This is a genomic window from Anaeropeptidivorans aminofermentans (assembly GCF_940670685.1).
GTDB classification, from domain to species: Bacteria; Bacillota; Clostridia; order Lachnospirales; family UBA5962; genus Anaeropeptidivorans; species Anaeropeptidivorans aminofermentans.
Genome location: NZ_OW711693.1, coordinates 3426082 through 3451558, shown reverse-complemented (window position 1 = coordinate 3451558; position 25477 = coordinate 3426082). Strand labels below are relative to the sequence as shown.

Annotated in this window: 21 protein-coding genes; 14 read left to right on the top strand and 7 right to left on the bottom strand. The window is 37.8% G+C overall.

All coding sequences use genetic code 11. The features are described from left to right. The first annotated feature begins 432 nt into the window (after positions 1 to 432). The 3 genes from spoIIR to NBX03_RS14585 are packed head-to-tail and all read left to right on the top strand — an operon-like array spanning position 433 to position 3219. Positions 433 to 1179 carry a stage II sporulation protein R gene (gene spoIIR, locus NBX03_RS14595; RefSeq protein ID WP_250228501.1) on the top strand — a complete coding sequence of 249 codons (747 nt, stop codon included), beginning with the start codon at positions 433 to 435 and terminating at the stop codon, positions 1177 to 1179. Further along, positions 1155 to 1823: a cell wall hydrolase gene (locus NBX03_RS14590; protein WP_250228500.1), complete on the top strand. Its 669-nt coding sequence runs from the start codon at positions 1155 to 1157 to the stop codon at positions 1821 to 1823. The genes spoIIR and NBX03_RS14590 overlap by 25 nt, the downstream gene beginning before the upstream one ends. Positions 1824 to 1827: 4 nt before the next feature. After that, on the top strand, positions 1828 to 3219 hold the full coding sequence (locus tag NBX03_RS14585; protein WP_250228499.1) for a PepSY1/2 domain-containing protein: 1392 nt from the start codon (positions 1828 to 1830) through the stop codon (positions 3217 to 3219). Between the two features lie 382 nt (positions 3220 to 3601). Here NBX03_RS14585 and NBX03_RS14580 read toward each other — a convergent pair whose 3' ends face one another. Beyond that, entirely contained in the window at positions 3602 to 3781 is a 180-nt protein-coding gene (locus NBX03_RS14580; protein WP_250228498.1) for a hypothetical protein, read from the bottom strand. A 105-nt stretch (positions 3782 to 3886) separates the two neighbouring features. Between NBX03_RS14580 and NBX03_RS14575 the strand changes: the two genes are divergently transcribed. Beyond that, positions 3887 to 4120, top strand: coding sequence for a helix-turn-helix domain-containing protein (locus NBX03_RS14575; protein WP_250228497.1), 234 nt, complete (start codon positions 3887 to 3889; stop codon positions 4118 to 4120). Between the two features lie 344 nt (positions 4121 to 4464). Next, positions 4465 to 4686, top strand: coding sequence for a helix-turn-helix transcriptional regulator (locus NBX03_RS14570; RefSeq protein ID WP_250228496.1), 222 nt, complete (start codon positions 4465 to 4467; stop codon positions 4684 to 4686). Between the two features lie 387 nt (positions 4687 to 5073). On the opposite strand, the gene NBX03_RS14565 is transcribed toward NBX03_RS14570, so the two are convergent. Beyond that, the gene (locus tag NBX03_RS14565; RefSeq protein ID WP_250228495.1) at positions 5074 to 6252 is read right to left on the bottom strand and encodes an NAD(P)-dependent malic enzyme; all 1179 of its coding nucleotides are present in this window, start codon (positions 6250 to 6252) and stop codon (positions 5074 to 5076) included. A 552-nt stretch (positions 6253 to 6804) separates the two neighbouring features. After that, positions 6805 to 8229 carry an aspartate ammonia-lyase gene (locus tag NBX03_RS14560; RefSeq protein ID WP_250228494.1) on the bottom strand — a complete coding sequence of 475 codons (1425 nt, stop codon included), beginning with the start codon at positions 8227 to 8229 and terminating at the stop codon, positions 6805 to 6807. Positions 8230 to 8786: 557 nt separating this feature from the next. Here NBX03_RS14560 and NBX03_RS14555 point away from each other — a divergent pair. Then, positions 8787 to 9218 carry an Lrp/AsnC family transcriptional regulator gene (locus NBX03_RS14555; RefSeq protein WP_250228493.1) on the top strand — a complete coding sequence of 144 codons (432 nt, stop codon included), beginning with the start codon at positions 8787 to 8789 and terminating at the stop codon, positions 9216 to 9218. A 38-nt stretch (positions 9219 to 9256) separates the two neighbouring features. Continuing rightward, on the top strand, positions 9257 to 9607 hold the full coding sequence (locus NBX03_RS14550; RefSeq protein ID WP_250228492.1) for a cupin domain-containing protein: 351 nt from the start codon (positions 9257 to 9259) through the stop codon (positions 9605 to 9607). 751 nt (positions 9608 to 10358) lie between these two features. On the opposite strand, the gene NBX03_RS14545 is transcribed toward NBX03_RS14550, so the two are convergent. Continuing rightward, positions 10359 to 11750, bottom strand: coding sequence for a serine hydrolase domain-containing protein (locus tag NBX03_RS14545; protein ID WP_250228491.1), 1392 nt, complete (start codon positions 11748 to 11750; stop codon positions 10359 to 10361). Positions 11751 to 12492: 742 nt separating this feature from the next. On the opposite strand from NBX03_RS14545, the gene NBX03_RS14540 reads away from it, so the two are divergent. Then, a complete protein-coding gene (locus NBX03_RS14540; RefSeq protein ID WP_250228490.1) occupies positions 12493 to 12687 on the top strand; it encodes a hypothetical protein in 195 nt (64 codons plus the stop codon). A 125-nt stretch (positions 12688 to 12812) separates the two neighbouring features. Here NBX03_RS14540 and NBX03_RS14535 read toward each other — a convergent pair whose 3' ends face one another. The 3 genes from NBX03_RS14535 to NBX03_RS14525 all read right to left on the bottom strand — a co-directional run bounded on the left by NBX03_RS14535 (position 12813) and on the right by NBX03_RS14525 (position 16402). Then, positions 12813 to 13565, bottom strand: coding sequence for a TIGR03915 family putative DNA repair protein (locus tag NBX03_RS14535; protein ID WP_250228489.1), 753 nt, complete (start codon positions 13563 to 13565; stop codon positions 12813 to 12815). After that, the gene (locus NBX03_RS14530; RefSeq protein WP_250228488.1) at positions 13550 to 14836 is read right to left on the bottom strand and encodes a putative DNA modification/repair radical SAM protein; all 1287 of its coding nucleotides are present in this window, start codon (positions 14834 to 14836) and stop codon (positions 13550 to 13552) included. The genes NBX03_RS14535 and NBX03_RS14530 overlap by 16 nt, the downstream gene beginning before the upstream one ends. Before the next feature lie 411 nt (positions 14837 to 15247). Continuing rightward, entirely contained in the window at positions 15248 to 16402 is a 1155-nt protein-coding gene (locus NBX03_RS14525; protein ID WP_250228487.1) for a peptidylprolyl isomerase, read from the bottom strand. A gap of 529 nt (positions 16403 to 16931) precedes the next feature. Between NBX03_RS14525 and NBX03_RS14520 the strand changes: the two genes are divergently transcribed. The 6 genes from NBX03_RS14520 (at position 16932) to NBX03_RS14495 (ending at position 25319) form a co-directional block, all read left to right on the top strand. Then, positions 16932 to 17756 carry a Cof-type HAD-IIB family hydrolase gene (locus NBX03_RS14520; RefSeq protein ID WP_250228486.1) on the top strand — a complete coding sequence of 275 codons (825 nt, stop codon included), beginning with the start codon at positions 16932 to 16934 and terminating at the stop codon, positions 17754 to 17756. An 80-nt stretch (positions 17757 to 17836) separates the two neighbouring features. Next, complete coding sequence (locus tag NBX03_RS14515) at positions 17837 to 19168, top strand: MFS transporter (protein ID WP_323373283.1); 1332 nt, start codon at positions 17837 to 17839, stop codon at positions 19166 to 19168. 12 nt (positions 19169 to 19180) lie between these two features. Further along, positions 19181 to 21265: a DUF5050 domain-containing protein gene (locus NBX03_RS14510; RefSeq protein ID WP_250228485.1), complete on the top strand. Its 2085-nt coding sequence runs from the start codon at positions 19181 to 19183 to the stop codon at positions 21263 to 21265. Between the two features lie 241 nt (positions 21266 to 21506). Beyond that, positions 21507 to 22415: a DUF3881 family protein gene (locus NBX03_RS14505; protein WP_250228484.1), complete on the top strand. Its 909-nt coding sequence runs from the start codon at positions 21507 to 21509 to the stop codon at positions 22413 to 22415. 209 nt (positions 22416 to 22624) lie between these two features. Continuing rightward, entirely contained in the window at positions 22625 to 23482 is an 858-nt protein-coding gene (locus tag NBX03_RS14500; protein ID WP_250228483.1) for a bifunctional 5,10-methylenetetrahydrofolate dehydrogenase/5,10-methenyltetrahydrofolate cyclohydrolase, read from the top strand. A 670-nt stretch (positions 23483 to 24152) separates the two neighbouring features. Beyond that, the gene (locus NBX03_RS14495) at positions 24153 to 25319 is read left to right on the top strand and encodes an iron-containing alcohol dehydrogenase (RefSeq protein WP_250228482.1); all 1167 of its coding nucleotides are present in this window, start codon (positions 24153 to 24155) and stop codon (positions 25317 to 25319) included. Positions 25320 to 25477: the final 158 nt, after the last annotated feature.

The following is a 25477-nucleotide window of genomic DNA, read 5'->3' as shown; positions in this document are numbered from 1 at the left end:
AAAATAATAAATAAACTTTAGTTTATTTATTATTCTTAGACTGCCTAACAAACATGAAAACTTGTTTATTAACTGTAATGCCCATTTAAAAACAATTTGCAAGTATGTGCTTATATTATTTTTCATCTTTGCTTCGTATAAAATAAGCATAATCTAAGTTATACTTATGAAAATTTAAAACAAAAAGACGGTTTTAACTTTCATAAGCTTTTCTGCAATCCTAATTTTTAAGCTGTATTGTCTGTTTTGCAGACTAAAGCGCGAAAAAAATTAAGAATTACGGTTTTTAAGTATATTTATAATTGTATAAGACCTCCTCCTTCTGGAAATAATAAGCATATGAGGATTTCATTGTGAAATCAGGCTTATAGTAAAACAAATTATTAATACCTTAATCTTGTTTTGCTTTAAATACAGAAGGGGGATTTTTTAATGGAGATTATAAATATGATGAAAGATAAAATAAAAAACTGGTACGTAAAGGATAAAAACATAATCAAAATATCGGTTATCACAGGCTTTGCCATAACCTTCGGCGTCGCTTTATATACGAAAAGCTATGCGGAAAGAACCCAGGCCGATATTGCAAAAGAGCTGATACGCTTTCACGTAATCGCAAACAGCGACAGTGCAGACGACCAAAATCTTAAAATAAAAATAAAAGACGAGGTTTTAAAGACACTTTCCCAAGGCCTTAGTGCATCTGAAAGCCTTGAAGAAAGCAAAGAGTTTCTTACGGAAAATATACCGCTGATAGAAGAAACTGCAAAGAAGGTTATAGAGGAATCGGGATACAGCTACAGCGTAAAAGCAGGACTGTCAAAAGATAAGTTCCCTACGAAAACCTATGGCGACATTATGCTTCCCGCAGGCTTCTATGATGCCATGAGAATTGAAATAGGAGAAGCGGAAGGCGCCAACTGGTGGTGCGTTATGTTTCCGCCTTTATGTTTTATAGATGTAGCAAAGGAAGAAGCACCTGAGGAAATGAAGGAAATACTGAAAGAAAACCTTTCCGCCGCAGAATATGAGCTTATAAGCACCGAGGGAGAAAGAAGCACCGATGTTAAAATAAAGTTTAAAATCATAGAGCTTTGGCAGGAAATGAAAGAGGATAAAAACTTAGAGCTTATTAAGAACGAGGAAGTGTTAATATGGAAAAACGAAGGCGATCTTTAATAATTACACTGCTTCTCTGTTTCGTGTTTTTGGCTTCCAGCTTGGTTTCGGAAGCAAAAGGCGATACGACAGTTTATACCTGGGGAAGCGGCGGAGGTACTGTAAAACAGATACAGCAAAGGCTCAAGCTCTGGAATTACTATACGGGCAATATCAGCGGTGTTTATGATTATGAAACATTTAATTCTGTTAAGGAATACCAAAGAAGCAATAACATGGAGCCTACGGGTATAGCCGATGAAAGCTTTTTAAAATCCATAGGCATAAACGCATCGGGCGCAGATGATGATTATATTTCTTCGGAGAATGAGATATGGCTTCTTGCATCTTTAATAGAGGCCTACGGAGAAGACTTGCCTTATCACGGAAAGGTAGCCATAGGGGCTGTAATAATCAATAGAACCAATAACGGAAGCTTTCCTGATACAATCTCATCAGTCATATATCAGCCTCAGGAATTTGAGGGCCTTAAAACCCCGTCAGAAAAATCCATAGAAGCGGCGAGAGACGCAGTAAACGGTTTTGACCCCTCCAACGGCGCATTATATTTCTGGAGAGACGGACAGGAAAAAAACAGCAGGATTTCGACTATGCCGGTTATTAAGCTAATAGGAGGCGTATCCTTTGGAATCAGGCAGGAGTGATCATATGGATGAAAAATTAAAAGAGCGGCAGGAAAGAATAAAGGCAAGGGCCAAGGCGGCAGATATAAAGGACCTTAGAACAGGCTACGGCATGCTGATTATACTTGCCATATTGCTTTTAAGCTTCATGTTCGGCTACAACCAGTATAAAGAAAACAAATCAAACAAGGCCCTTTTAACCTCAGGATATATGGGAAACCTCAATAAAGCGGCTTCTTCAATATCGGATATAGAGACTTTGCTCGATACCGCAAGGCTTACGAAAAAGCCGGAGGAGCTTGCACTTATCTTTGCCAAGGTATGGAAGGAAGGAACAGAAGCAAGAGACGGGCTTTCCTTATTTAATTATAATAATCTTGAAATAGAAGGGTCATTAAGCTTTTTATCCGATACGGTAAATACCTCCTACAGCCTCATGGAAAAGACGGCGGCAGGAAAAGAGCTTACAGCCGAAGAATGGAAAAAGGTTGATGACCTTAGAACAAAGGGTGCCGATTTATCCGGCAGGCTTAATTATACGCTTGCGGATATTAATGTATTAAAGAGAAATATTGAACACACCTTTCTCTTTGAAAAGGATACCCCGGGCAGCAGGCTTTCATCAATAGCATCGGGTGCCCTTTCAAATATTTCCGATACTCTTTATGAGCCAAGCTATTTGAAAAACAGTACAATAGATTTATCGAAGCCTAAATTCCTTGAAGATGCGGCTGAAATCCTTCCCGAACAGGGAAAGCAGGCTGTTGAAAAGTTCCTTAGGGGAATGGAAATAGGCAATATAGAATTTATCTCAAAGACAGAGCCTACGGCGGAAAAGTCTCTTCCCGTATACAGCTATGACGTAACATTAAAAGGGGCTTCAAGGCCTTCCATTTCAATGGATATAACCCAAATGGGCGGCTATCCCGTATGGATGCTGAATTATAGAGAGATTATATCGGGGAATAATTATATTTCCCTTGAAAGAGCAAAGGAGCTTGCCCAGAAGTTCCTCAACAACAGCCAATATACCAGTATGACAGCCATAGAGGCGGAAAACTTGGGAAGCTACGCAATCATTACCTTTATACCTTATGTAAGCGAAATATACTGCTATCCCGATAGCGTAAAGGTAAAAATAAGCCTTGTAAACGGTGAAATCCTGGGCTTTGAAGGAAGAAATTATATTTACAGCCACAAAGAAAGAACTTTAAATACGCCTAAGCTTTCAAAGGAGCAGGCGTCAGAGCTTTTAAGCAGCCAGCTTGAAAAGAAGGATTACAGGCTTTCTCTCATTTCTGTTAATGGAGCAGAAATACTCTGCCATGAATTTAAGGTGCTTTTCGACTCCAATTATTACAGTGTATTTTTAAATGTCGATACCGGCAAGCAGGAAAAAGCCGTAAGGCTTAAATGAGTGTCCGTATAAAAATTCCTAAAACCTCCTAAGTTATATGGGCTTTGCCCGAAGATTTTATTAAAAGCCCCACAAAGTGGGGCTTTTAGCGTTAAACAGTATAGTAAACTTGCTTTTCTTCCACAGTAAGTAACGGGCCCTAAAAAGGCATAACCTCAAGGAAAAGTAAATTTACAGCGCTACTTCCTTACTTTGATTCGAGTATAACAAAACCGTATATTCACAAGGATTCAAAAATATACTGTTTCCTGCGGAACTCCGTTTTCTTATGGTTATCAAACTTGTTTTTGTTTGGCAACGATGAAGCCGCAGTAAATAGATTTTTGTTCCTGCCTTAAGGCTGTTTCGCTATATTCTTATCAGCATTATTTTATTTAAAATATCAAGAATCCTTATTGGGTTCATTGTGCTCCTTATTTTGGGATTCCAGAAGTATAATTTTACCATGGTCGCCGGTCTCTATGTAAATTTCTTCACACATTTTCTGGGCGTCTTCCAATGTAGCAATAGCTGATGTTACCGCGTTAAAAAGTTCAAAATACATCTTCTCGTAATCTGGCATAAATACTAGCACTCCTTTGCTCTTGCATTGGAGCAATTATAACTTAATCATTTTATATAATCAATAAAAATTGCTCCATATTCAGAGCTGGGGAGACATTGAATTATGAATCAGAATATCAAGGCTCATAAAACCATAGGTGACAATATACAGAAGGGCCGTAAAGAAAAAGGCCTTACGCAAGAACAGCTTTCTGCCCAGCTACAAGTTATCGGCTGCGATATTTCAAGGGGAACCCTTGCTAAAATAGAAGCAGGCATACGCCATATATCCCTTGAAGAATTAAACGCCATCAAAGATGTTTTGGAAATGTCTTATGATGAAATTTTAAAGCTGTGACAAAGGATTATTTTAAATAAGCGCTGATACCCATTTAATACAATATTTCAGCTCTTACGGTTTCCAATGCTTATAGGTAGTTATATTCGAATAAAAGTAAAGCAGCAGCATTATAAATTTGATTTTCCTTAATGTTATGCCTTCTTAGGGCCGTTACGAACTGCGGGAGAAAAGCAAATTTACTATATATCATAAGCTTTATACATTTCCCTAAGAGAAATGCATTCATAGTATACCATATATTAAATCATATACAACAACGTGTAATGTAACATAAGTTATAATACACGTTGTCGTATTAAAACCAAAAATGTCATATGCTATATGGGGAGGTAATATAGCGTATGAAACGGCGGTATCATGAAGAATATAAGAAGCTTGGATTAAATATTGCATATTATCGGAAAGAGCAGGGCTTATCCCAAATACAGCTTGCCGACAAAATTGATATAAGCCGAACTCATATGTCCCGTATTGAAAATAGCGATTGTGCCATGTCTCTTGATGTGATTTTCAATATTGCAAAGGCCTTGAATATTCCGGTAAATAAATTATTTGATTTTTGATAAAACCGCTCTTTTTTTACAGGCAGCTTTTTATTTGCCTATATTTCTGGAGACGATGTTCATACCGTTTGCAGCAACCTGCCAATAAGCATCAAATGTAAAAACTGACTATCGAAAAATATAGTGAATTTTTTATAAAGCAGTAACAAAAACTGATTCATTAAGAGACGCAAAGATACGAATTTCCTCCGGAAACGGTACATTTTTAAGTCTCTATGAATATACGGTTTTGTTACTGTTTAACACTAAATTTACTATAAACAGAAAAATAAAAATGCCAAATATTCTTTTTAAGAATATTTGGCATTTCATCATGTTATTAAGAAAAGTTATCATCACAGGCTTTAGCCGCCGAAACTGATGCTTTTCTGTAGGTTTTTATAAATATTACTTACGGATAACCCCTGTTTTAACTGCGGCTTCACGAACTGCCTTCGCCACGGTTTCGCCTACTCTTTTATCGAAAACGCCGGGGATAATATATTCTGCTGTTCTTTCACTGTCGCCGATTAAGGAGGCTATGGCATAAGCACAGGCAAGCTTCATTTCGTCGTTGATGTCTGTTGCGCCTGCGTCGAAGGCTCCGCGGAAAACGCCGGGGAATACAAGCACGTTATTAATCTGGTTAGGGAAGTCGCTTCTTCCTGTTGCCATAACGGCTACGCCTGCTTCCTTTGCAACATCAGGCATAATTTCAGGAATCGGGTTCGCCATGGCAAATACGATAGCGTCTTTATTCATGGACTGAGCCATTTCTTTTGTTACAATGTTTCCTTTGGAAACGCCTACGAAGATATCTGCGCCCTTTAAAGCATCTGCAAGAGAGCCGGAAAGGTTTTCAGGATTTGTGATTTTAGACATTTCTTTAAGGTCGCCTTCCGGATATTCTCTGTCTCTGGAAACGATGCCCTTGGAGTTGCAGAGAACGATGTTTTTATAGCCTGCGCTCATCATAAGCTTTGCAATGGCGATACCTGCGGCGCCTGCGCCTGAGATAACCGTCTTTGTCTCTTCTTTTTTCTTGCCTACAAGCTTCACTGCGTTTTCAAGGCCTGCAACGGTTACGATGGCAGTACCGTGCTGGTCGTCGTGGAATATGGGGATATTGATTTCAGGGTCTTCTTTTAATCTTTTTTCTATTTCAAAGCATCTTGGGGCCGCGATGTCTTCTAAATTGATGCCGCCGAAGCTTTTGGAAAGAAGCTTGATTGTCTTTACAATATCATCAGTATCTTTTGAATCGATGCAAAGAGGGATTGCGTCAACGCCGCCAAAGGCTTTGAAAAGAACGCATTTTCCTTCCATAACGGGCATACCTGCGGCAGGGCCGATATCGCCTAAGCCTAAAACTGCGGTTCCGTCCGTGATGACAGCAACAGTATTTGCTCTTCCTGTAAGCTCAAAAGAAAGGCTCTCGTCCTTTTCAATCAGAAGGCAAGGCTCTGCAACGCCGGGGGTATAAGCTACGGCAAGTTCCTGAGGGGTGTTCAATTCCATTTTAGGCTCGATGGAAATTTTACCTCTCCATTTTTTGTGGGCTTCAACTGCTAATGCTTTGTAATCCATAATAGACCTCCGTAAAAATTATTATAAAATGTATAGCATATAAGCTATACTTACGCAATTTCCTATAATATATATTCTATCACAAATTTTAAAAAAGTGTAAGTATTTTTATTAAAATATAGAATCGCTATTTTAAGCTGTTTATGAAAAATAGGTTTTTGTTTTGCTATAGGTATGAATAAGAATAAAGAAATTTGTTTCATGGTAAAGTAACTTCTCATAAAGAAGCAGCAAAAATCTGTTCACTAGAGATTCCTCATTATCAAACAAAAAACAAGTTTGATAACCATAAAAACCCCCCTCACTTAAAAAGATTTACAGGCGTAAGCCTGTATCCTTTTCCAAGTTTACTTCGTATAAAAACACAGACTTCCCCAGGAAACGGTATATTTTAAACTCTTATGAATATACGGTTTTGTTCCTGTTTAATTTTAAATTCATGATATCTTTTTTGGATAATATACAGTAATTATCATATACTTTTAAAGTATAAAGAAAAATACGGCCTAAAGCAATAAAAGGCTTGCATTAAGCAAGCCTTTTTAATAAATACTATTTTGCAGTGCTTATCATATCTATAACACTTCCGCCGGGATTTGTCATAGCATAGGGGTCGAGGAGCTTATTCAGCTGTTCTTCCGTGAGAAGCTTTTCCTTTAAAATAAGGTCTCTTACAGGCTCGTTGGTTTTAAGAGAGGTTTTGGCAATGTCCGCCGCCTTCTTGTATCCAATGTATGGGCAGATGGCGGTGATGATGCCTACGCTTCCTTCAACGAGGGCCTTGCATCTTTCTCGGTTGGCGGTGATGCCTTTAATGCAGTTATCGGTGAATGTTCTTACGGCGCCGGTAAGAGTTATAATCTGTTCAAACATATTATAGAAAATTACAGGCTCAAAAGCATTCAGTTCCATTTGGCCTGCTTCCGCAGCCATGGTTATGGTCATATCGTTTCCGATAACGTTAAAGGCAACCTGGCTTACAACTTCGGGAATAACAGGGTTTACCTTGCCTGGCATGATGGAAGAACCGTTTTGCTTTGCAGGAAGGTTGATTTCGTTAAAGCCTGTTCTTGGGCCGGAGGAAAGAAGCCTTAAGTCGTTCCCCATTTTTGAAAGGTTTACGGCGCATACCTTCATTGTTCCTGAAATGTTTACAAGGCCGTCAAGGTTTTGCGTAGAATCTATAAGGTTTCCTGCGTGAACGATTTCAATGCCTGTAACCTCTTTCAGTCTGCCAACGATGGTTTCAAGGTATTCAGGGCAGGCGTTTAATGCCGTACCGATGGCTGTACCCCCCATGTTTATGGCACGAAGCTCGTTTAAAACCTTATCTATTCTTTTGATATCTCTTGCGATTGCAAGGCTGTAGCACTGGAAGCTCTGTCCTAAACGAATGGGAACAGCGTCCTGAAGCTGGGTACGGCCCATTTTGATTACGTCGTCAAACTCTTCCGCTTTTTCGTGAAGGGCGTCGCTTAATCTGTGAAGCTCATCTAAAAGCCTTGGTATAAGCTTTAAAACCGTAAGCTTTCCGGCAGTGGGATAAACATCATTTGTTGACTGGGCCATGTTTACGTGGTCATTAGGGTGAACGATGGAATAATCTCCTTTTTCGCCCCCTAAGATTTCAATTGCCCTGTTGGCTACAACTTCGTTTGCATTCATGTTGGCAGAGGTTCCTGCGCCCCCTTGAATAGGGTCTATAATAAATTCTTCATGGAGTTTTCCTTCGATGATTTCATCACAGGCCTGTATCATTGCCTTTGCTATTTTTTCGTCAAGAAGACCGGCTTCTTCATTGGCTATGGCGGCAGCCTTTTTGATTTCCGCAAGGCTTACAATCATAAGCGGATTCATTCTTCTGCCGGTAATATGGAAGTTTTCTTTTGCTCTTAAGCTTTGAACGCCGTAATAAGCTTCCTTTGGTATTTCGAGAGTTCCTATGGAGTCTGATTCAAGCCTTTTCGTATTGCTCATTTATTATCAACCTTTCATAATTAATACTAAGCAGTTTATAAACAATTCTTTATGGCTATACGATAACATTTTAACAATCTTTAGTAAATAGACCTGAGCCATTTCCGAAGTTTAGAAATTTTTAAAGGTTCTAGGTTTATTTTAATAAATTTTTAGGGGCTTTAACTTTTGATTATTAAATTGCTTTTTGTATACATGTGCCTGATGAGGAGAACAGCACATGAGAAGATACCGAAAAACAAAATTTCTTTTGACAGCGTAGAATTTAATTATTTTAATGGAATATATTTCACTCAAAATGCAGGGTTTGCAAAGTTTCCTTAAGTATCTTGTAAATCTTCCTGGGATATCCTGCCAAAAATTTATTCTGTCGGCGGGATAAATGCTTTCTTTCGTTTATCCCGTAGGAATAAAGGGTTCTTATTGCCTTTTCATGCTTTTATGATTATAATTATGGTGTATCAATATTGCATGGCGGATAAGTATTCAAAGGGGCTTTTCATAGAAAAGCCAATTGCCCTTTCTTATTTATTTGCCGTATTTTCCAGAGGTGTCAAATGGATGACATAGATAGAAGGCTTGTGTCTTTATTGGCGGATAATTCGAGAATTTCTCTTCATGAACTTTCTAAAAAGGTATTTTTATCTCCGCCGGCAGTTTCATCTAGGATAGAAAAGCTTGAAAAAAGCGGTGTTATCAAGGGCTACAGCCTACGGCTTGACCTTGAAAAGCTCGGCTATTCTTTTGTTGCGTATATTGAGCTTACCATGGAGCCGGAACAGAAGGAAAAGTTTGTAGACTTCATTTCGGAAAACCCCAGCGTTCTTGAATGCTACCATATAGCCGGGGCTTATTCCATGCTTATGAAGGTATGTTTTGACAGCTCGTCAAAGCTTTACGACTTCGTAGGAAAGCTTCAAAAGTTTGGGAAGACTCAGACACAAATCATATTTACAAATATAATAGAAGCAAGGAATCCAAGGCCATAGGCCTTTGGGTTTCTGATAAAAATAAGGGGGAAGACAGAATGATAAGAAGAAAAGACAACATAGGCTTTATAGAAAGGCCGAATTTATTCGGCGCAGGGGGCGTAGTTAAAACATTTAATTTACTTAGCGCAGAGGAGCTTTCCGGTGCAGGCAGGGTTTTTGGAATCAATGCTTTATCCCCGGGAACCGGCATCGGCATACATAAGCATGAAGGCGAGCAGGAAGCCTATTATATCTTGAAAGGCGAGGCCCTTTACAACGATAACGGCGAAGAAGTAATCCTTAAAGCAGGGGACGTAGCCTTCTGCGGAGACGGTGAAAGCCACGGCGTATGGTGCCATGGAGAAGAAGAACTTCAATTGCTTGCATTAATTACATATACAAAGTAACGTATAGTAAAATAATTTGATTACAGTAACAAAAACCGTATTTTTTATACTTAGTAAACCTGAAAACACTTACAGGGAAGCTAGGCGAACGTTCTTTTATAATCAACAAAGATATTTTCATCTTTATTGACTATGAATAACTTAATATAAGCGCTTCTATTATATTAAGCCGTTTATGAAAAATAGGTTTTTGCTATAGTAAATTTCAACTTAAAGCGGAGTGAAACAATTTCATTTTATTTGAATGAAAGATTCCACAAGATATAGTAAATTTAAAGTGAAACAGCAGCAAAGTCGTATATTCACACAGGCTTTTGCTGCTTCTTTAGATGAAATTTACTATAACTTGTTTTGTTACGGCTTAAAATGAAATTGCCTATACCTTATAGTAAATTTGCTTTTCTTCCGCAGTACATAACGGGCTCCAAGAAGGTATGAAATCAAGGAAAGGCAAATTTACAATGCTATTGTTTTACTTTTATTCGAGTATAAAGCTATTTTACTGTAAAATAAGAAAAAAGACCGCATAGCAAAAAAAGACCGCATAGCGGTCTTTTTTAGGCTGATAAAAGCATTGGTTTTAGTAAATTTATTATGCAGAAGCAGCAAAAGCCTATTCCCTGCAGGCTCAAAAACACGGATTTCCTTCGGAAACGGTACATTTTTGAGCCTTCATGAATATATGGTTTTGCTACTATCTGACTTTAAACTTACTATTCTTATAAAAAAGGAAGAAAAAAACTGTTTTCTCTTACTCTGCCTTTGGTATGATTCTTCCGCCAAAGCGTATGGCCCATACTTTTTTATCCTTTATAAGCAGGCTTAAAGGAGAGCCGGAAAGCTTTGATTTTACAAGAAGCATGTGAGGCTGAACGGTTTCTGTTTCTTTTTCTTCTCCGTTTATTTTTATGCCTACGGTATCTTCTTTTTCGTAAACTTCTATGACGCTTCCTTCTCCTGAATCATAGGTGCCCTTAGCCATTGCTATCATTTCTTTTGACCAGCATGTTTGCTTATAAATATCTTCAGGGATAGGGTGCTTTCCGTTTATAAGCCTCATGGCAGCATCTGCTATGAGATAAACCGGAACATTTGATGTATTGCAAAGAACAATTACACCCTTTTCAATATCCGGTGAAAAGGAGATGTTTGAAGAAACACCGGGCAGGCTTCCCCCATGCTCAGAAACGGAAATATCATCAATATATTTTGTTGCAAGGCCGAAGCCGTAATAGCTGAAGGGCTTGTAATAAAGCTTGGGCTTTGATAGTTCTCTTATTTTTTCTTCTCCGAGAACTCGTTTGCCTTCTGCAGAAAGACCGTTATTGATATACATGGCGACATATTTTTTCAAATCGGAAAGGGTGGACTTCATTGCGCCGCCCCCCATAAGAACGAAGGCATTATTGGTGAAGTCTCTGCTTGCCGTAAGGACACTCTTTTCATGGAAATAAAGGGCAGAAGCATTTTCATCGGCAGCAGGTGCCGCAAACTCGCAGGAGCTTCTATCCATGCTTAAAGGCTTAAGGATATTTTTATTGAGATATTCGGCATAGGATTTTTCACCGCCGTATCTTCTTATAATATCCGATAAAAGGGCATATCCATCGTTTGAGTAAGAAAGGTATTCCCCGGGCAGGCCGGTGTGATTTATTTGCTTGTCCATTCTTTCTGCGACTCTTTTAACCCCTTCTATGGCAAGGGCTTCGCTGTAGGCGTAGTCTTCCTTACTGTCGTCAATACCGATTTCCTCGGCAACTTCTTTAATTAATATTCTTTTTAAAGGGAAAAATCCCGCTGTATGGCTCATGAGATGCCAAACCTTAATAGTTTCCTGATTTTCATTTTTAAATTCGGGTATGTAATCCTTAACAGGGGCATGAATGTCTATGATGCCTTTTTCATGAAGCTGCATGATGGCAAGGCATGTAAAAGATTTGGTAACGGAAGCAAGGCCGAATAGGGTATCTTCATTGATAGGAAGTGCATTCTCCTTATCTCTGTACCCGAAATAGTTTTCATACAATGAGGAGCCATCCTTATCGACAATGGATACGGCCACACCCGTAGCCTCATAGGCTTCCATAATGCGGCGGATATAGTCTTCAAATATTTCCTTGTTCTTTTGGTCTACAGCCTTCATAAAAACCACCCTTCTTTAATTAATATAAAAAGTCACGAACTTAGGGAGTACCCGAATAGATTTGCAAAGCAAATCTATATTTTATTTCTTTTAGGGCGCGTTCCCATCCCACTATATTAATATGCAGATAAAATGGGCGGTATTTAGCCAAACAAATACAAACGCTCCATGCGTTTGTATTCTGTTGACGACGCATACTGGAAGGAGTCTGCTAGGCAGTGTCTGAAAACGGTCAAACCGACAAGAATGATAAATAAACTAAAGTTTATTTATCATTTTACAGCAGAGATACATTTTTCAGCTTGCAAGCTGAAAAAGTATTGTTTGCAAGAAAATGTGAATTCGAAGAGAAAAACGCAGAAATAGCGGTGCTATTTTGAGTATTTCCGATGAGGAAGTCACGTTTTTATGGCATAATAGCCTAGAGTTTGGTGTTTTCAGACACGCCCTGGGAAACGCTGACATAGTATGGCGTAATAGCGCCTTTTTAGATGCTTGCTTAGATTCGTGGGAACACACCCTAATTATATAGCATAATAAGGATAAATTGAACCGTAAAATATGAATAAGATGAAATGTATGAGTAAAACCTTCGATTATGGTATACTGCTTTTATGGGAGTTGAAAGTAAAGTAGGGCTTTTAATTATAAAAATATACTATTTATAGAAGAAATTCTATGATAATCAATATTAGAGAACGACTATATTTGAAATAAAATTAACAAGGAGGCCGATTGTTTTATGTTTTTTAAAAATTTATGGAAGTTTGATATGCCCAAAGAAACAGAGGAGCATAAAGAGGAAAGGCTCCCTCTTGAGAAGGGGGATAAGGTAGCCATATTTATCGCTGTTTTTTCTGTTCTTCTGCCAGTGGTTATAATTTTATTAGGGGTAATTTTTCTTTTGTATTGGGTGTTTTCAAATTTCGTGGCTTGATAATCAAAAAATTTGGACTGCAAAATAATTCGAACTGCCACTTACTAAGTCTTAAGATATTTTTGAACTGCATCCGCCCGGTTCTCTATTATATGAATAAAATAAAAGAAGGCCTGAGCCTTCTTTTATTCCTCAAACTCCACCATGTTTTTCCGATACCATAAGGGGAGCATGGTTCTTTGGCATTTGTAATTTTTGCGTTCTTCTATGGCAATGGTTTTATGGAATATTTTCCACAAGTTTTTATACAGCTCTTCATTTTCCGATAGTTCTATATTTGCGTTTTCAGGTACGGAGGTGATGATATAATCTTCGCAGTCATATATAGACGCCATGTGATGAGTCTTATCATGGATAATCCAGGGCTGGTTTTTAAGCCTGTCTGAAAAATGCTCGCTTAATATAGGGAGAACGCGGCATTTCGGCGTGATTACGCTGTAATAGATGCCTCCTTCGGTTTTTGCAAAGCGGCAGAATCCTGTAAGAAGATGGGCTTCCCGTCCCACGTTTTTAGCAAGGGACTGAACTTTGAAAACGTCCTTATCGGAAAGCATTTCATCTATTCTCCGGCCTTCTTTAAAACCCTTTAAAATATAATGATAGATGGCTGTAAATCTGTCTTCCTCATAGGAAAGAAATGCGTTATGAGCGTAATATTCTGCCTTGGGGGAGATTTTCTTTGCAATGGCGCTTTGGACCTTAACGGCTTTTTCATAATCTGTGGCAATATAAATATGAGGCGCAAGAGACTGCTGAAAATGTTCTATAGATTCTATATCTGTAAAATCATTTTTATCGTAATAATAAGAATAAACAATACATAAAAGGCCGTCAAAGGTACCGTCGAATACCCCTGTAAGACCTAACCCGCCAGACATTTTACGTCCTCCTTTTTTTCTATAAGAGGCTTATTGTCAAAAAGGCTTAATTGAGCATAGCCTTCGCTGATGCCGTTTTCCGTAAGCCGTATTTTAAGGTATTCCGGAATAAAAGGTGTTTTTTCCATCATTTTGCCGTCACAGGTAATAAAGTATTTGGCTCTTTTCAATACGATTCCCAGCTTTTTAAGATTATAGAAATCAAGTTTTGCAGTTTTCCTTGCGTCAAATATACGCTTTGCCCCTGTTACTCCGACACCGGGGATTCTTAAAAGCATTTCAAAGGGGGCTTTATTTACTTCTATAGGGAAAAGATGTAAATTTCTTATGGCCCAATTGCATTTAGGGTCCATGGAAAGGTCTAAATTATCATCTTCATTTTCAAGGATTTCTCCCGATGAAAAGCCGTAAAACCGCATAAGCCAATCGGCCTGATAAATTCTGTGTTCCCTTAAAAGAGGGGCGTCGTTTGTAGGCAGAAGCTTATGGGTGTTTTTTACAGGCATATAAGCCGAGTAGAATACTCTTCGAAGCTCATATTTATGGTATAGGCTTTCTGCAAGCCTTATTATTTTTTTATCTGATTCAGGAGAAGCCCCGATAATCATCTGAGTGCTTTGGCCGGCAGGAACGAATTTAGGCGCGTTTTTATAAAGGGTAATTTCGTTTTTGTTTTGTGTTATTGCCCCTTTAAGGCTTGCCATGGGGGTAAGAATCGCCTGCTTTTTCTTATCCGGCGCAAAGGTTTCAAGGCTTTTTTCAGAGGGAAGCTCTATATTTACGCTCATTCTGTCGGCAAGAAGACCGGTACGGAAGATAATATCCTTATCGGCTCCGGGAATGGCCTTCACATGAATGTAGCCGTTGAAATTATATTTATTTCTCACAAGATGAAGGGTTTCGTAAAGAAGCTCCATGGTATAATCCGGGTTTTTAATGATGGCAGAGCTTAAAAAAAGCCCTTCGATATAGTTTCTTCTGTAGAAATTCATCGTAAGCTCCGCTATTTCATCAGGGGTGAAAGCGGCTCTCGGCACATCGTTGGATCTTCTGTTTACGCAGTATTTACAGTCATAAATACAGCTGTTGGTAAGCAGTATTTTTAAAAGGGAGATGCATCTTCCGTCTGCTGAAAAGCTGTGGCATATGCCGCAGGCTTCTGTGCTTCCAAGGCTCCCCTTATTGCCCTTTCTTGAGGAACCGCTGGAAGTGCAGGCAACGTCATACTTTGCGGCATCTGTAAGAACTTCAAGTTTTTTGGCTATATCCATAGGTATCACTCTTTAAATAAAATTGCGGTCAATATATAGTAAATTTGCTTTTCTTCCGCAGAAAGTAACGGGCCCCACGAAAGCATAAAATCAGGGAAAAGCAAATTTACAGCGCTACTGTTTTACTTTAATTCGAGCATAGTATAACCGCAAATTAATACTAACATACTTTCGGTTTAAATGCAAACATTTGTTTTATATTTTCATAATGATAATCATATGCATATTAAATGGTGTTATCTAATTCAGGGGTGATGCAGGCACAGGATTTGGGAGTTTACCAGAGGAAAACTTCTAAAGAGGGTTGCTCTATACGATGGGAAAACAGTTGCTGTTTTATTTGCATTTGCCTTTAATCAGCAATAAAAAAGCGCCTTAAACCATATGGCTTAAGGCGCAGATTCATTATATTTAAGGCTTTGCAGTTTCAGAAGGCTGTTCGGAAGCGGCCGGGCTTTCAGATGCAGGTTCTTCGGAAGCGGCTGGGCTTTCAGATGCAGGTTCTTCGGAAGCGGCAGGGGCTTCTGTTGCAGGCTGAACGACAACAGACTTCAGCATTTCCTCATCAACAGTCCATTCAAGCTTGTTTTCAGAGGCAACTTTCTCTATTTCTTCCTGAAACTTCGTATCTACGATAGAAGATTTTACTTTTTCTTTTAAATCTTCAAAAGGTGTTGCTTTAACGAATTTCATTACGTGGTAGCCATAAGTTGTTTCAATAATGCCTAAGTCTCCGTCGGAAGAGCTAAAGGCCCAATCAAGAAATTCAGGTACGAAATTAGTGCTTCTTGTAACGGTGTATTCCCCGTTATTATCTTTAGAACCGTCGTCTTCTGAAAGCTCTGCTGCAAGAGTACCAAAGTCTTCACCGGCTTTTACTCTTTCAAGAATGCCTTCGGCTTTGGCCTTTGTTTCGGCCTTGTCAGCGTCAAGAGCGTTTTCAGGGAATTTAACAAGAATATGGGCTACGGTAACTTCTTCAAAGGTTTCTTTGTTTTCATCGTAGTAAGCAGTTATTTCGTCATCTGAAACTTCAATAGCGTCTTTAATTTTATTTTTATATTGGTTTGCAGCAGATATTATCTTTTCAGCTTCCATGGCCTCGTCAACAGTAACGAAGTATTTTTCATAGAAGGCTCTTTCGCCGGTTTTTTCCTTTGAAGCAAGGCTTAATACGGCATTGTCAAGGGTTTCTTTAAGCTCTTTAATATCGCTGTCACTATATTTTAACCCTTCGTCTTTTGCAAGCTTTGCAAATGTGGCTACTTCTTTCATAGATTCAAGGGTATAGTTTTTCAAATCGTCTGCAAGGGTTTGACCGTCTTCTGTTTCAGTGTTCCAGTATTCGGCCATGTCTTCTTCCGTCATGCCGAAGCTTTGCATCATAAAGTATTCGTTATAGCTTTTTGTCATGCCGAGGGTATAGAGAAAATCTCTAAGCATGATTTTTTCATCTCCGCTTGTTGCAAGCACCTTATCTCCAACGCCCATTTTAGGCTGTCCGTTGCATGCGGCCATGCTTAAAGCAAGACAGGATGCAAGAATTAAAGGAATTATTTTTTTCATAGTGATCTCCTTTGTGTAAATATAATACATAAATATTTTAATATAGAAAACCTGATTATAGTGTAGCTTTTATAGTTTAACGTTTCATGGCGTATTTTTCAAGTGATTTTTGATACCGACATAAAAAGTTAACATTTTGAGGTGTTTCGTAATGTATTTTTCATAGATAAGAAAGCGGTTTTATGATACTATGTTATGGTATGAATAAAATTAAACTTTAGTTGATTTTGTTTACAAATAAAGTAAATTAATTTGAAAAAGCCCCTGTTTATTTACTTTAGCTGAAGCGATACTTATTAAACTGAAAAAAAGACTTTTTCATTTTAATAAGTATACATTTTAATAAGTATACATTTTACAAATAGAACTATATAGACAAAACTTGTACTTATATTGCTATTGCAATGAAACAAAAGCCGAAGCATCATAGGCGAAACAGGAAAAATCGGCGTTTTACTTATTAAAATACTGCCCAATTTATATATATTTTAAAACAAAAACGAATTTTAGCATAATGAGGGAGAAAAAAATGAAATACAAGATATTGGCTACAGATTTAGACGGAACATTAAATAACGATTTTCATGAAATAACGAAAGGCAATAAAGAGGCCATTTCTCAGGCAGTTAAAGAAGGTATGAAGGTTTTAATCTGCTCAGGCAGGTCGCCTGCTTCCATAGAGCCTTACGCTAAAAATGCAGGTCTTGCAGAAAAAGGTTTTTACGGCATCGGCTTTAACGGCTGTGTTGTATTTGAAGCAGACACCATGAAAACCATATATGAAAAACGCCTTGAAAAAGAAAAGGCCCTGAAAATAATAGAGCTTATCAAAAAGGCTGATTCTTCTGCCCCGATAATGGCCTACGTGAAGCAGGACCTTGTGTATTATGAAACAGGTAAGGACTATATCTGCGCCTACAGCGACAGGGTAAAAATCAAAAGGGAAGAAATAGGCGATTTCAGTGCATCTATTAAAGAAGACGTATTTAAAGTAATTATATGTTGGGAACCGGAAAGGCTGAAAGCCGTTTATGATGCCTTAAAGGATGAAGTGGGCCAATACGGTTTTATGTTTTATTCAAGCCCGAATCTTTTAGAGTTTTCCCCCTTAGGCTCCGATAAAAGTACAGGGGTAAAATTTCTTGCAAAATATTTAAATGTAGATATGAACGAGGTAATATGTGTAGGTGATAATTATAATGATTTGGAGATGGTTAGAGAAGCGGGCCTTGGGGTAGCCGTAAAAAATGCTGTTAAAGAGCTTAAGGAAGCGGCAGATTATGTAACCCTTAAAGACAATAACGAAGACGCCGTTAAAGAAGTCCTTGATATGGTTAAAGGCCTTAATAAGTAATTATTAGACAGCAAAAAAGGGGATTATTACTTTCTTTCAATTATGATAGCACCTATAAATAGTAAAACAACAGTTTTGCTATTTGCTTAAATATTATCTCAGGGGGTATTGGTATTTTTCAGTTTTCTAAACTTAATAAGGAGTTTAATTCCAGCGTTAAATATTTAAACAGGCTAAACAGAAACATTATTATATTTATAATTTACGGCCTTCTTTATGATACTGCCATCAATATATATAAGCCCTTAGCCGTAAAATACCTTGAAAGGCTCGGAGGAAGTAATCTTCAAATTACCCTTTATAACTGTCTTCCGGGATTTGTAGGGGCGGCTGTTTTGCTCCCCGGCCTGTTTTATTTATTAAAAGTTGAGAAGAAAAAAGCTGTAACCTGCGTATTTATATTTATAAGCAGATTTATTCTTTTATTAATTGCCTTTGTGCCGATGCTTCCAAATGAACTAAGGCCCATCGCCTTTGTGCTCCTGATTTCTGCCATGAATTTTCCCGAAGCTGTAAGCCAGGCGTCCATGCAAAGCTTTTCAGGAGACCTATTTGACGGAAGGGTAAGGGCAACGGCATTTTCTTTAAGAAATAAATTTGGTAATCTTTTAATCCTGATTGTTACCCTCGTTTCAGGCATGATTATTTCCTACATACCCAAGTCGGAAGCAGGCATCATGCTCTGCTACCGTATTTTTTTTGCGACGGCATTTATTGTTGGTCTTGGAGAAGTATTTTATTTTTCAAAACTAAAAGAAGAATATAACCCTAAATATTCTCCGGAGAAGGTGCAGGGAAAGATCAATATAAAGATTAGTGATATAAAAGAAGCGTTTCACAATAAGGCCTTTGTGTCCTTTGGGGTATGCACGCTTTTATACTATATAAGCTATCATTCAGGCTGGGCGGTTTCCAGTATTTACGTAATAAAAAATCTTGGAGCGAACGAAATATGGCTTGCCATTATAAGTGTAACCTCAGGGTTAAGCTCTTTTCTTTTTGCTTCAAGATGGAATCGGATTATTGTTAAAAAAGGCAACAACATAGCATTAACTGCCGCATGCCTTACAATGGCTATCAATACGCTTTTCTTAGTAATGAGCCCCAATCTTTATTTCCTTATTATTCAGTCTATGGTAAACGGCATAGGCGTTATAGGGCTAAATATTACCTTGCTTAACGGGCTTTTAATCAATACTCCCGATAAAAACAGGCTTCTTTATATAGGACTTTATAATACCTTTATGAATTTAAGCCTTGGCTTTTCACCGCTTTTTATCCAGTTTTTTATGGACCACACAAGCGTAAAGGCCGCCTTGAGCCTCGTTGCAATTATGAGGTTTGTATCTACGGCGATTGTGTTTTATGTGACCGTTATAAGGAATAAAAATAAGCCTGTTGTAGAGGCTTAAGGAGGTTTTAATATGTATTTAAAAGAAGGGACTGAAATAAAGGGCTATTCAATAGTAAATTTTGCAGGCAGAAAAGATGAGGCTGTTATTTATGAGGTCATAAAAAATATATCAGGGGAAAGGCTTTATGTATGCGAGTATTTTCCTGAGGAAATTTCCGAAAGAAATGAAGATGGGACTGTCAATATACTCAATTCAAGCGCGTATACCAAGGGCCTTTCTTATTTCAGAAGCCGTTCCGATACTATAAGGAGCATCGGATTTAAAGAAATAATAAAAGTCAAAGAGGCTTTTTCTTTTAATAATACTTATTATGTATTTTACGGAATTTCAGAAGGAAAGAATCTTTTGGAATATATCGAAGGCATGGGAGGAAAAATAAACTATAAAAATGCTTACTCTCTTTTAAGCCCTTTAATACGTTCTTTAAATTATATGTTTAATAATAATGTGTTTTTCAGGCCTACCGTGGAAAACATTAAATATATGCCGGATAATTCCGTTATTTTAGATGATTTTTATTTAAGCGATTATAGCTTTATGTATTGCATTGAAGATTTGGCGAATGTATTTTATTCTCTTATAACAGGCAAAAATTATGGGGATATTCTCGAAAGGCCCTCCAAAGCAGGAGGATACCTGCCGAAAAGGCTTGACGACATTCTTTATGATACCCTTTTTTCAAATGTATCCTATGCTTCCCTTGAGGATTTTTTAAACAAATTAACAGACAGCGTTATTTTTGACAATACTATGGTAGGAGAAGAAAACTACAGCGAAAAGCCCCCTTTAAGGCTTGATACTTTAGAGCCGGCTTTAGAGAAAAAGAAGGAAATACCTTCTCCTGCACCGGATAACAAAGATTTTCATGTAAATGAGGTAAAGGGGGAGTATGTTGAAGGCCTTCCGCCGAACAATCCTCCCCAGAATATATACAGCGACAACAGCATGTATACAAGATCCTATAACAGCCCCCCGAAAAAGAACAATAATAAACTTCTGATAGGCTGTATCGGAGGCGGCTGCCTAAGCCTTATAATACTTTTCATCGTCATTATATTTGCCGCAAGGGCCTTTTTCGGTATAGCCCGAAGTTACAGTACGGACGTTACGGAATTTGCCGAAGAATATATTACGGATTATTCTTTTGATGAAAGTGAAGAATACAGCGAAGACTATTTAGAAGAGGGCAACGTCATGGCCATGACCATGGCCTATACAAGCTATGAATATTATGACACAGCCTTTGACAATACCGTAATAGCCCATGAAGACTTTATTTATTTCAGACATTGGGACGGGGAACAATGGGGTATAGCACGATATCATAAAGACGATGAAGGCTCTTACGAAATGATAGCAACAGACGTTATGGCGAGCTTCATGCAGATAAAAGACAATACGCTTTATTTCGTGAATTCTCTTGAAAATAATTATATATTTTCCATTGACCTTAATGAAATATCGGTGCCTGCTCTCATTATTAATCAAAAGGCGGCCTTTATCCAGATTCACAATGATAAAATATATTATATCAATTTAGATGACGGTTTCTTTATTTACAGAGCCAATATGGACGGAAGCGAAAATGAGCTTTTTAACCCCGTAGATACATCAGCCATGGCCTTTATGGAAGATGAGCTTATATATCTCGGCTATGATGAAGAAGGCGGAACTGCCCTTTTCACCATCAATGTAAATACCCTGAATGAAAGCTTTATATCAGCGGCATGGGCAAGAAATATTATCTGCAAAGACGGAATGATATATTATATAGACTATAGTGATGACAGCTTCCATGGAATAGATATTTTGGGAAACGAGATAGAGCCTTTAGTCTATGATTCTGTATTTTCCTTTGATTTTTTAGGAGATACGATTTATTATATTGACTTGGACTTTAATATTAAAAGCTTAAATACCCTTACGGAAGAGACGGAAATTTATCCCTTTGAGGCTTATTATTTACAGGCAGCAGGCGGAAAAATGTTTTACTATGACTATTACGATGAACTGTTGCACCGAATAGACCAAAATGGAGAAGCCCATAGCTTATACGAAGGCTATCCTGTATATCCTGAAAGTATGCTGGATTAAAAAACAAATATAAATGAAACCATAAGCTATATACTTGTAATTATCAAATTAATTAATTATAATTGTATTCTAACAAGGCCATAATTGCCTTATTAGAACAACTATACTTAACAAGCTTGTTAAGTATAGACGGATGCCAGCTTGAAAAAAGATAAGAGCGTAAGTTTAAGATTCTTTTTCAAGCTGACTGAGTATAAATCAAATCGCCTGAATATTGCGAAAGGCTAGAGGGGGGTTTTTAATGGACCCGTATTTAAGGGCGGTAGGCTTCACCAGAACGAGGCTTAATGCAGTAAAAAAGCAGCTGAGGAAAGAAGTAACGGAAGCACCCGATATACGACGGATTTACGGAACCGGAGAAAAAGAGACTGAAGTTGAATATATCAAGCTCTACGGCAAAAATATAGGCATTATTTTAAGGGGCCATCTGAAGGAAGATACTGAGGATATAGAAACAGACAGTATAGAAGCCTTTGCCGTGGCGGATTTTGACAGCGTGACAAATAAATATCTTGTGGAATATTATAAGGGCAGCCCCGTTATTGTCTTTGAAGATGAAAACACAGGAAACGAGTTGGTATTTGCCTTGCAAAACCGGCTGGATTTTTATAAAGACGAGCAGAGCTTCATCGATTACGGCAGAAGCGTTGAATATTCCCGGGAAAAAGGCCTTATAAAAAGACAGGTTAATTTTGCAGGCTTTTCATTATACGGTACGATAATTTTGCCGGTGGAAAAAGATGAACTTTCAGATTTTCTAAGGGAAGAAGACGAAAACTACCATAAGGGGCTTATTTTTAAATACAAAAACGGCGATAGGGAAGCAGAAGAACTTCTTAAAGATTATGAGGAAGAAACCTCCAGCATAATCCGTCAAAGGCTTATGGAAGAGGATTTTCTTTCCGTAATAGAAGGCTATGTTCTTCCTATGGATGACACCGATGCAGACTATTCTATTTTAGGAGACATTGCCGATTCTGAGCTTATAGAAAATAGCCTTACAAAGGAAAAGATATATAAGCTTTTAATTAACGCAACAGGCACTAAAATACAGATTTTTATTAATAAAAAGGATTTGCTCGGCATTCCCATGAAGGGCATGCGTTTTATGGGTAATTGCAGGCTTTCAGGAAGCATAAAAAAGGATTAATTAAAGCAAAGTGAATTTGAGGAAGCACAAAAACCCTGTTGAACTACAAGAGATAGAGTAAATCAACTTGAAAAAATACAAGTGAATTTACTGCAAACACAAAGGAAAACTTATTTGGCTTTAAAACAGAAAGAAAGTTTTAAAGTTAAATAATATATGGTTTTTGTTTCATTGATTGATTCACTTTGTTAAGCATAGGAGGAGAGAATATGCCGGTTGTTATGAAAGGCAAGGAAGTAGCTGACGAGCTGAAAAAGAAAATCGTTGACGATGTTTCTTTTCTCAAAGAAAAGGGTATAAACCCTGTTCTTGCAACCGTAAGAGTAGGGGAAGACCCGGGCTCCATGAGCTATGAAAAGGGAACCAACAAATTCATGGCTTCTTTGGGCATTGAATGCAGAAATTTTGTTTATCCGGAAGATATTTCAAAGGAAGATTTCTTTGAAAAGTTCAAAGCAATAAACGCTGACAGGGAAATCCACGGCATTCTTTTATTCAGGCCTTTGCCGAAAGGCTTTGAAGGTGACGCTTTGGAAGCATTGGTTAATCCAGAAAAGGATGTTGACGGTTCTTGCTTCATTAATATGGGTAAGGTTTCCGCAGGGCATAAAAACGCTTTTGAACCATGTACCGCAAAGGCGGTAATGAAAATCCTCGAGCATTACAATATAACCCTTGAAGGAAAAGAAGCCGTTGTAATAGGCAGAAGCGCCGTTATAGGTCGCCCGGTTTCTCTCATGCTTACAGGAAAGAATGCAACTGTTACCGTATGCCATTCCAGAACGAAAAACATCGAAGGTGTATGCAAAAGAGCCGATGTTCTTGTAGCCGCCTTAGGTAAAATGCATTTTGTCACAGAGGATTTCGTTAAAGACGGAGCTATCGTAATAGACGTTGGCATCAATGTAGATGAAAACGGAAAGCTTCAAGGTGACGTCGATTATGATGGAATATTTGAAAAAACGTCTTATATTACGCCCGTTCCCGGAGGCGTAGGCAATGTTACAAATGCCGTTCTTGCGGAAAATGTTATAAGAGCAGCAAAAATACTGAATAATATGAACTAAATCAAGCAAGCTTGATTTAGTTCACGAATACATTTTTGAAAGAAAATGTATGAGTAAAACTTATGCGCTACCTCGCTTTATCCACGAATACATTTTATGAAGGAAAATGTATTCATAAACTACACCGATGATATAAGATTTTATGAAAAGGCTCCTTAAGGGGGGCCTTTTTTAATGTTTAGAATATAGGGGTATTTATTCAGATTTAAAACAGGATTATCGTAAATAAAAATAATCTTTTTAAAGATTATTTACTATAATTTGCCTTATCCAATATAAGGCTGAGGCTTCAAAGATTTAAAATAAATAAATTTATTAAAATAACCATAGTTTGATTAAAGCTTTCATAAAAGCTATAAGAAAAAAGGATTTGATTTAGCATTATAAATATTAAAAATAAATTTTTCACAAATATTTCGATTTCGTCCACAAATTTTATGAATTAAGTATAGCGCCAGGACATAGTTATAGGAAGGAAGCAGAAATATAAAATTTTTTTTATTGAAGAAAAAAATAAAAAGTGTTAAAATATTATCAAAATAAAGTTTTAATCTAAAGGATTGTGAGATAAAGCTTAAACCTGCTTTATTAAATTTAAAAGATGCAGACTTAATGATTAAGAATCTATTTTATGGCTATATTATTTTATATAAACTATGGAGGCGGTATTATGCAAAGATTTACTTTACCAAGAGATTTGTATTACGGTGAAGGTTCTCTTGAATTTCTTAAGCAGCTTAAAGGCAAAAAGGCTGTAATCGTCGTTGGCGGCGGCTCAATGAAGAAATTCGGTTTTCTTGATAAGGCTGTTGCCTACTTAAAAGAAGCAGGCATAGAAACAAGCCTTATTGAAAATGTTGAGCCGGACCCTTCTGTTGAAACAGTTTTAAAAGGCGCCGAGGCCATGAGAGCCTTTGAGCCGGATTGGATTATTTCCATGGGCGGCGGTTCTCCCATCGATGCGGCGAAAGCCATGTGGGTATTTTATGAATATCCTGAAACTAAATTTGAAGATATTACGAAGCCATTTTCTTTGCCGGAGCTTAGGCAGAAGGCGAAGTTCCTTGCTATTCCTTCTACTTCGGGAACGGCTACGGAGGTTACGGCTTTTTCCGTAATAACTGATTATAAAACAGAGATTAAATATCCTCTTGCAGATTTTAATATAACTCCGGACGTTGCTATATTAGACCCAAGCCTTGCAGAAACCATGCCGGATTCTTTAACTGCTTATACAGGTATGGACGCCCTCACTCATGCAATTGAGGCTTATGTTTCAACAGCAGCTTCTTCCTTTTCAGATCCTCTTGCCCTTGAAGCCATTGAGCTTGTTGTAAAGGAGCTTCCGGCTTCTTACGAAAAAGATAAAAAAGCAAGGGAGCTGATGCACTACGCCCAGTGTATGGCAGGCATGGCATTCAGCAACGCTCTCCTTGGCATCGTTCATTCTATGGCTCATAAGACAGGCGCTGTTTTCCACATTCCTCATGGCTGTGCCAATGCTATTTATCTTCCGTATGTTATAGAGTTCAATAAAAAGGTATGCCTTGAAAGATATGCAAAAATTGCAAGCCGCTTAGGCCTTGAAGGGGAAAACAGCGAAGCCCTTACAGAAAGCCTTTGTGCTTTAATAAGGGATATGGATAAGAGCTTAAACATCCCCCTTACCCTTAAGGATTACGGCATTTCAGAAGAAGAATTTAAAAATAAGGTTGCGCTTATAAGTGAAAGGGCTCTTGAAGATGCCTGCACCGGCTCAAATCCAAGACCTATTTCAAAAGATGAAATGATAAAGCTCTTTGAATGTATTTATTATGGTAAAAAAGTAGAATTCTAATAAAAAAAGGCAGCCGGCTTTGTCGGCTGCCTTTTCTATGGTAAATTCCTGTTGTTTTCTATAAAGTTTACGATATATTCCCTTAAAAAAGAAGCCGCAAAGGCTTATGCTAAATAGAAGCCTTTTGTGGCATTATATTTATTAAAGTTGAAAAATGT

Coding starts and splice junctions, on each gene's coding strand:
- spoIIR (WP_250228501.1), top strand. CDS start 433: ATGGAGATTATAAATATGATGAAAGATAAAATAAAAAACTGGTACGTA.
- NBX03_RS14530 (WP_250228488.1), bottom strand. CDS start 14,836: ATGGATATAGCCAAAAAACTTGAAGTTCTTACAGATGCCGCAAAGTAT.
- NBX03_RS14565 (WP_250228495.1), bottom strand. CDS start 6,252: ATGGATTACAAAGCATTAGCAGTTGAAGCCCACAAAAAATGGAGAGGT.
- NBX03_RS14525 (WP_250228487.1), bottom strand. CDS start 16,402: ATGAAAAAAATAATTCCTTTAATTCTTGCATCCTGTCTTGCTTTAAGC.
- NBX03_RS14520 (WP_250228486.1), top strand. CDS start 16,932: ATGAAATACAAGATATTGGCTACAGATTTAGACGGAACATTAAATAAC.
- NBX03_RS14545 (WP_250228491.1), bottom strand. CDS start 11,750: ATGAAGGCTGTAGACCAAAAGAACAAGGAAATATTTGAAGACTATATC.
- NBX03_RS14495 (WP_250228482.1), top strand. CDS start 24,153: ATGCAAAGATTTACTTTACCAAGAGATTTGTATTACGGTGAAGGTTCT.
- NBX03_RS14575 (WP_250228497.1), top strand. CDS start 3,887: ATGAATCAGAATATCAAGGCTCATAAAACCATAGGTGACAATATACAG.
- NBX03_RS14500 (WP_250228483.1), top strand. CDS start 22,625: ATGCCGGTTGTTATGAAAGGCAAGGAAGTAGCTGACGAGCTGAAAAAG.
- NBX03_RS14505 (WP_250228484.1), top strand. CDS start 21,507: ATGGACCCGTATTTAAGGGCGGTAGGCTTCACCAGAACGAGGCTTAAT.
- NBX03_RS14550 (WP_250228492.1), top strand. CDS start 9,257: ATGATAAGAAGAAAAGACAACATAGGCTTTATAGAAAGGCCGAATTTA.
- NBX03_RS14540 (WP_250228490.1), top strand. CDS start 12,493: ATGTTTTTTAAAAATTTATGGAAGTTTGATATGCCCAAAGAAACAGAG.
- NBX03_RS14560 (WP_250228494.1), bottom strand. CDS start 8,229: ATGAGCAATACGAAAAGGCTTGAATCAGACTCCATAGGAACTCTCGAA.
- NBX03_RS14590 (WP_250228500.1), top strand. CDS start 1,155: ATGGAAAAACGAAGGCGATCTTTAATAATTACACTGCTTCTCTGTTTC.
- NBX03_RS14580 (WP_250228498.1), bottom strand. CDS start 3,781: ATGCCAGATTACGAGAAGATGTATTTTGAACTTTTTAACGCGGTAACA.
- NBX03_RS14555 (WP_250228493.1), top strand. CDS start 8,787: ATGGATGACATAGATAGAAGGCTTGTGTCTTTATTGGCGGATAATTCG.
- NBX03_RS14535 (WP_250228489.1), bottom strand. CDS start 13,565: ATGTCTGGCGGGTTAGGTCTTACAGGGGTATTCGACGGTACCTTTGAC.
- NBX03_RS14510 (WP_250228485.1), top strand. CDS start 19,181: ATGTATTTAAAAGAAGGGACTGAAATAAAGGGCTATTCAATAGTAAAT.
- NBX03_RS14585 (WP_250228499.1), top strand. CDS start 1,828: ATGGATGAAAAATTAAAAGAGCGGCAGGAAAGAATAAAGGCAAGGGCC.
- NBX03_RS14570 (WP_250228496.1), top strand. CDS start 4,465: ATGAAACGGCGGTATCATGAAGAATATAAGAAGCTTGGATTAAATATT.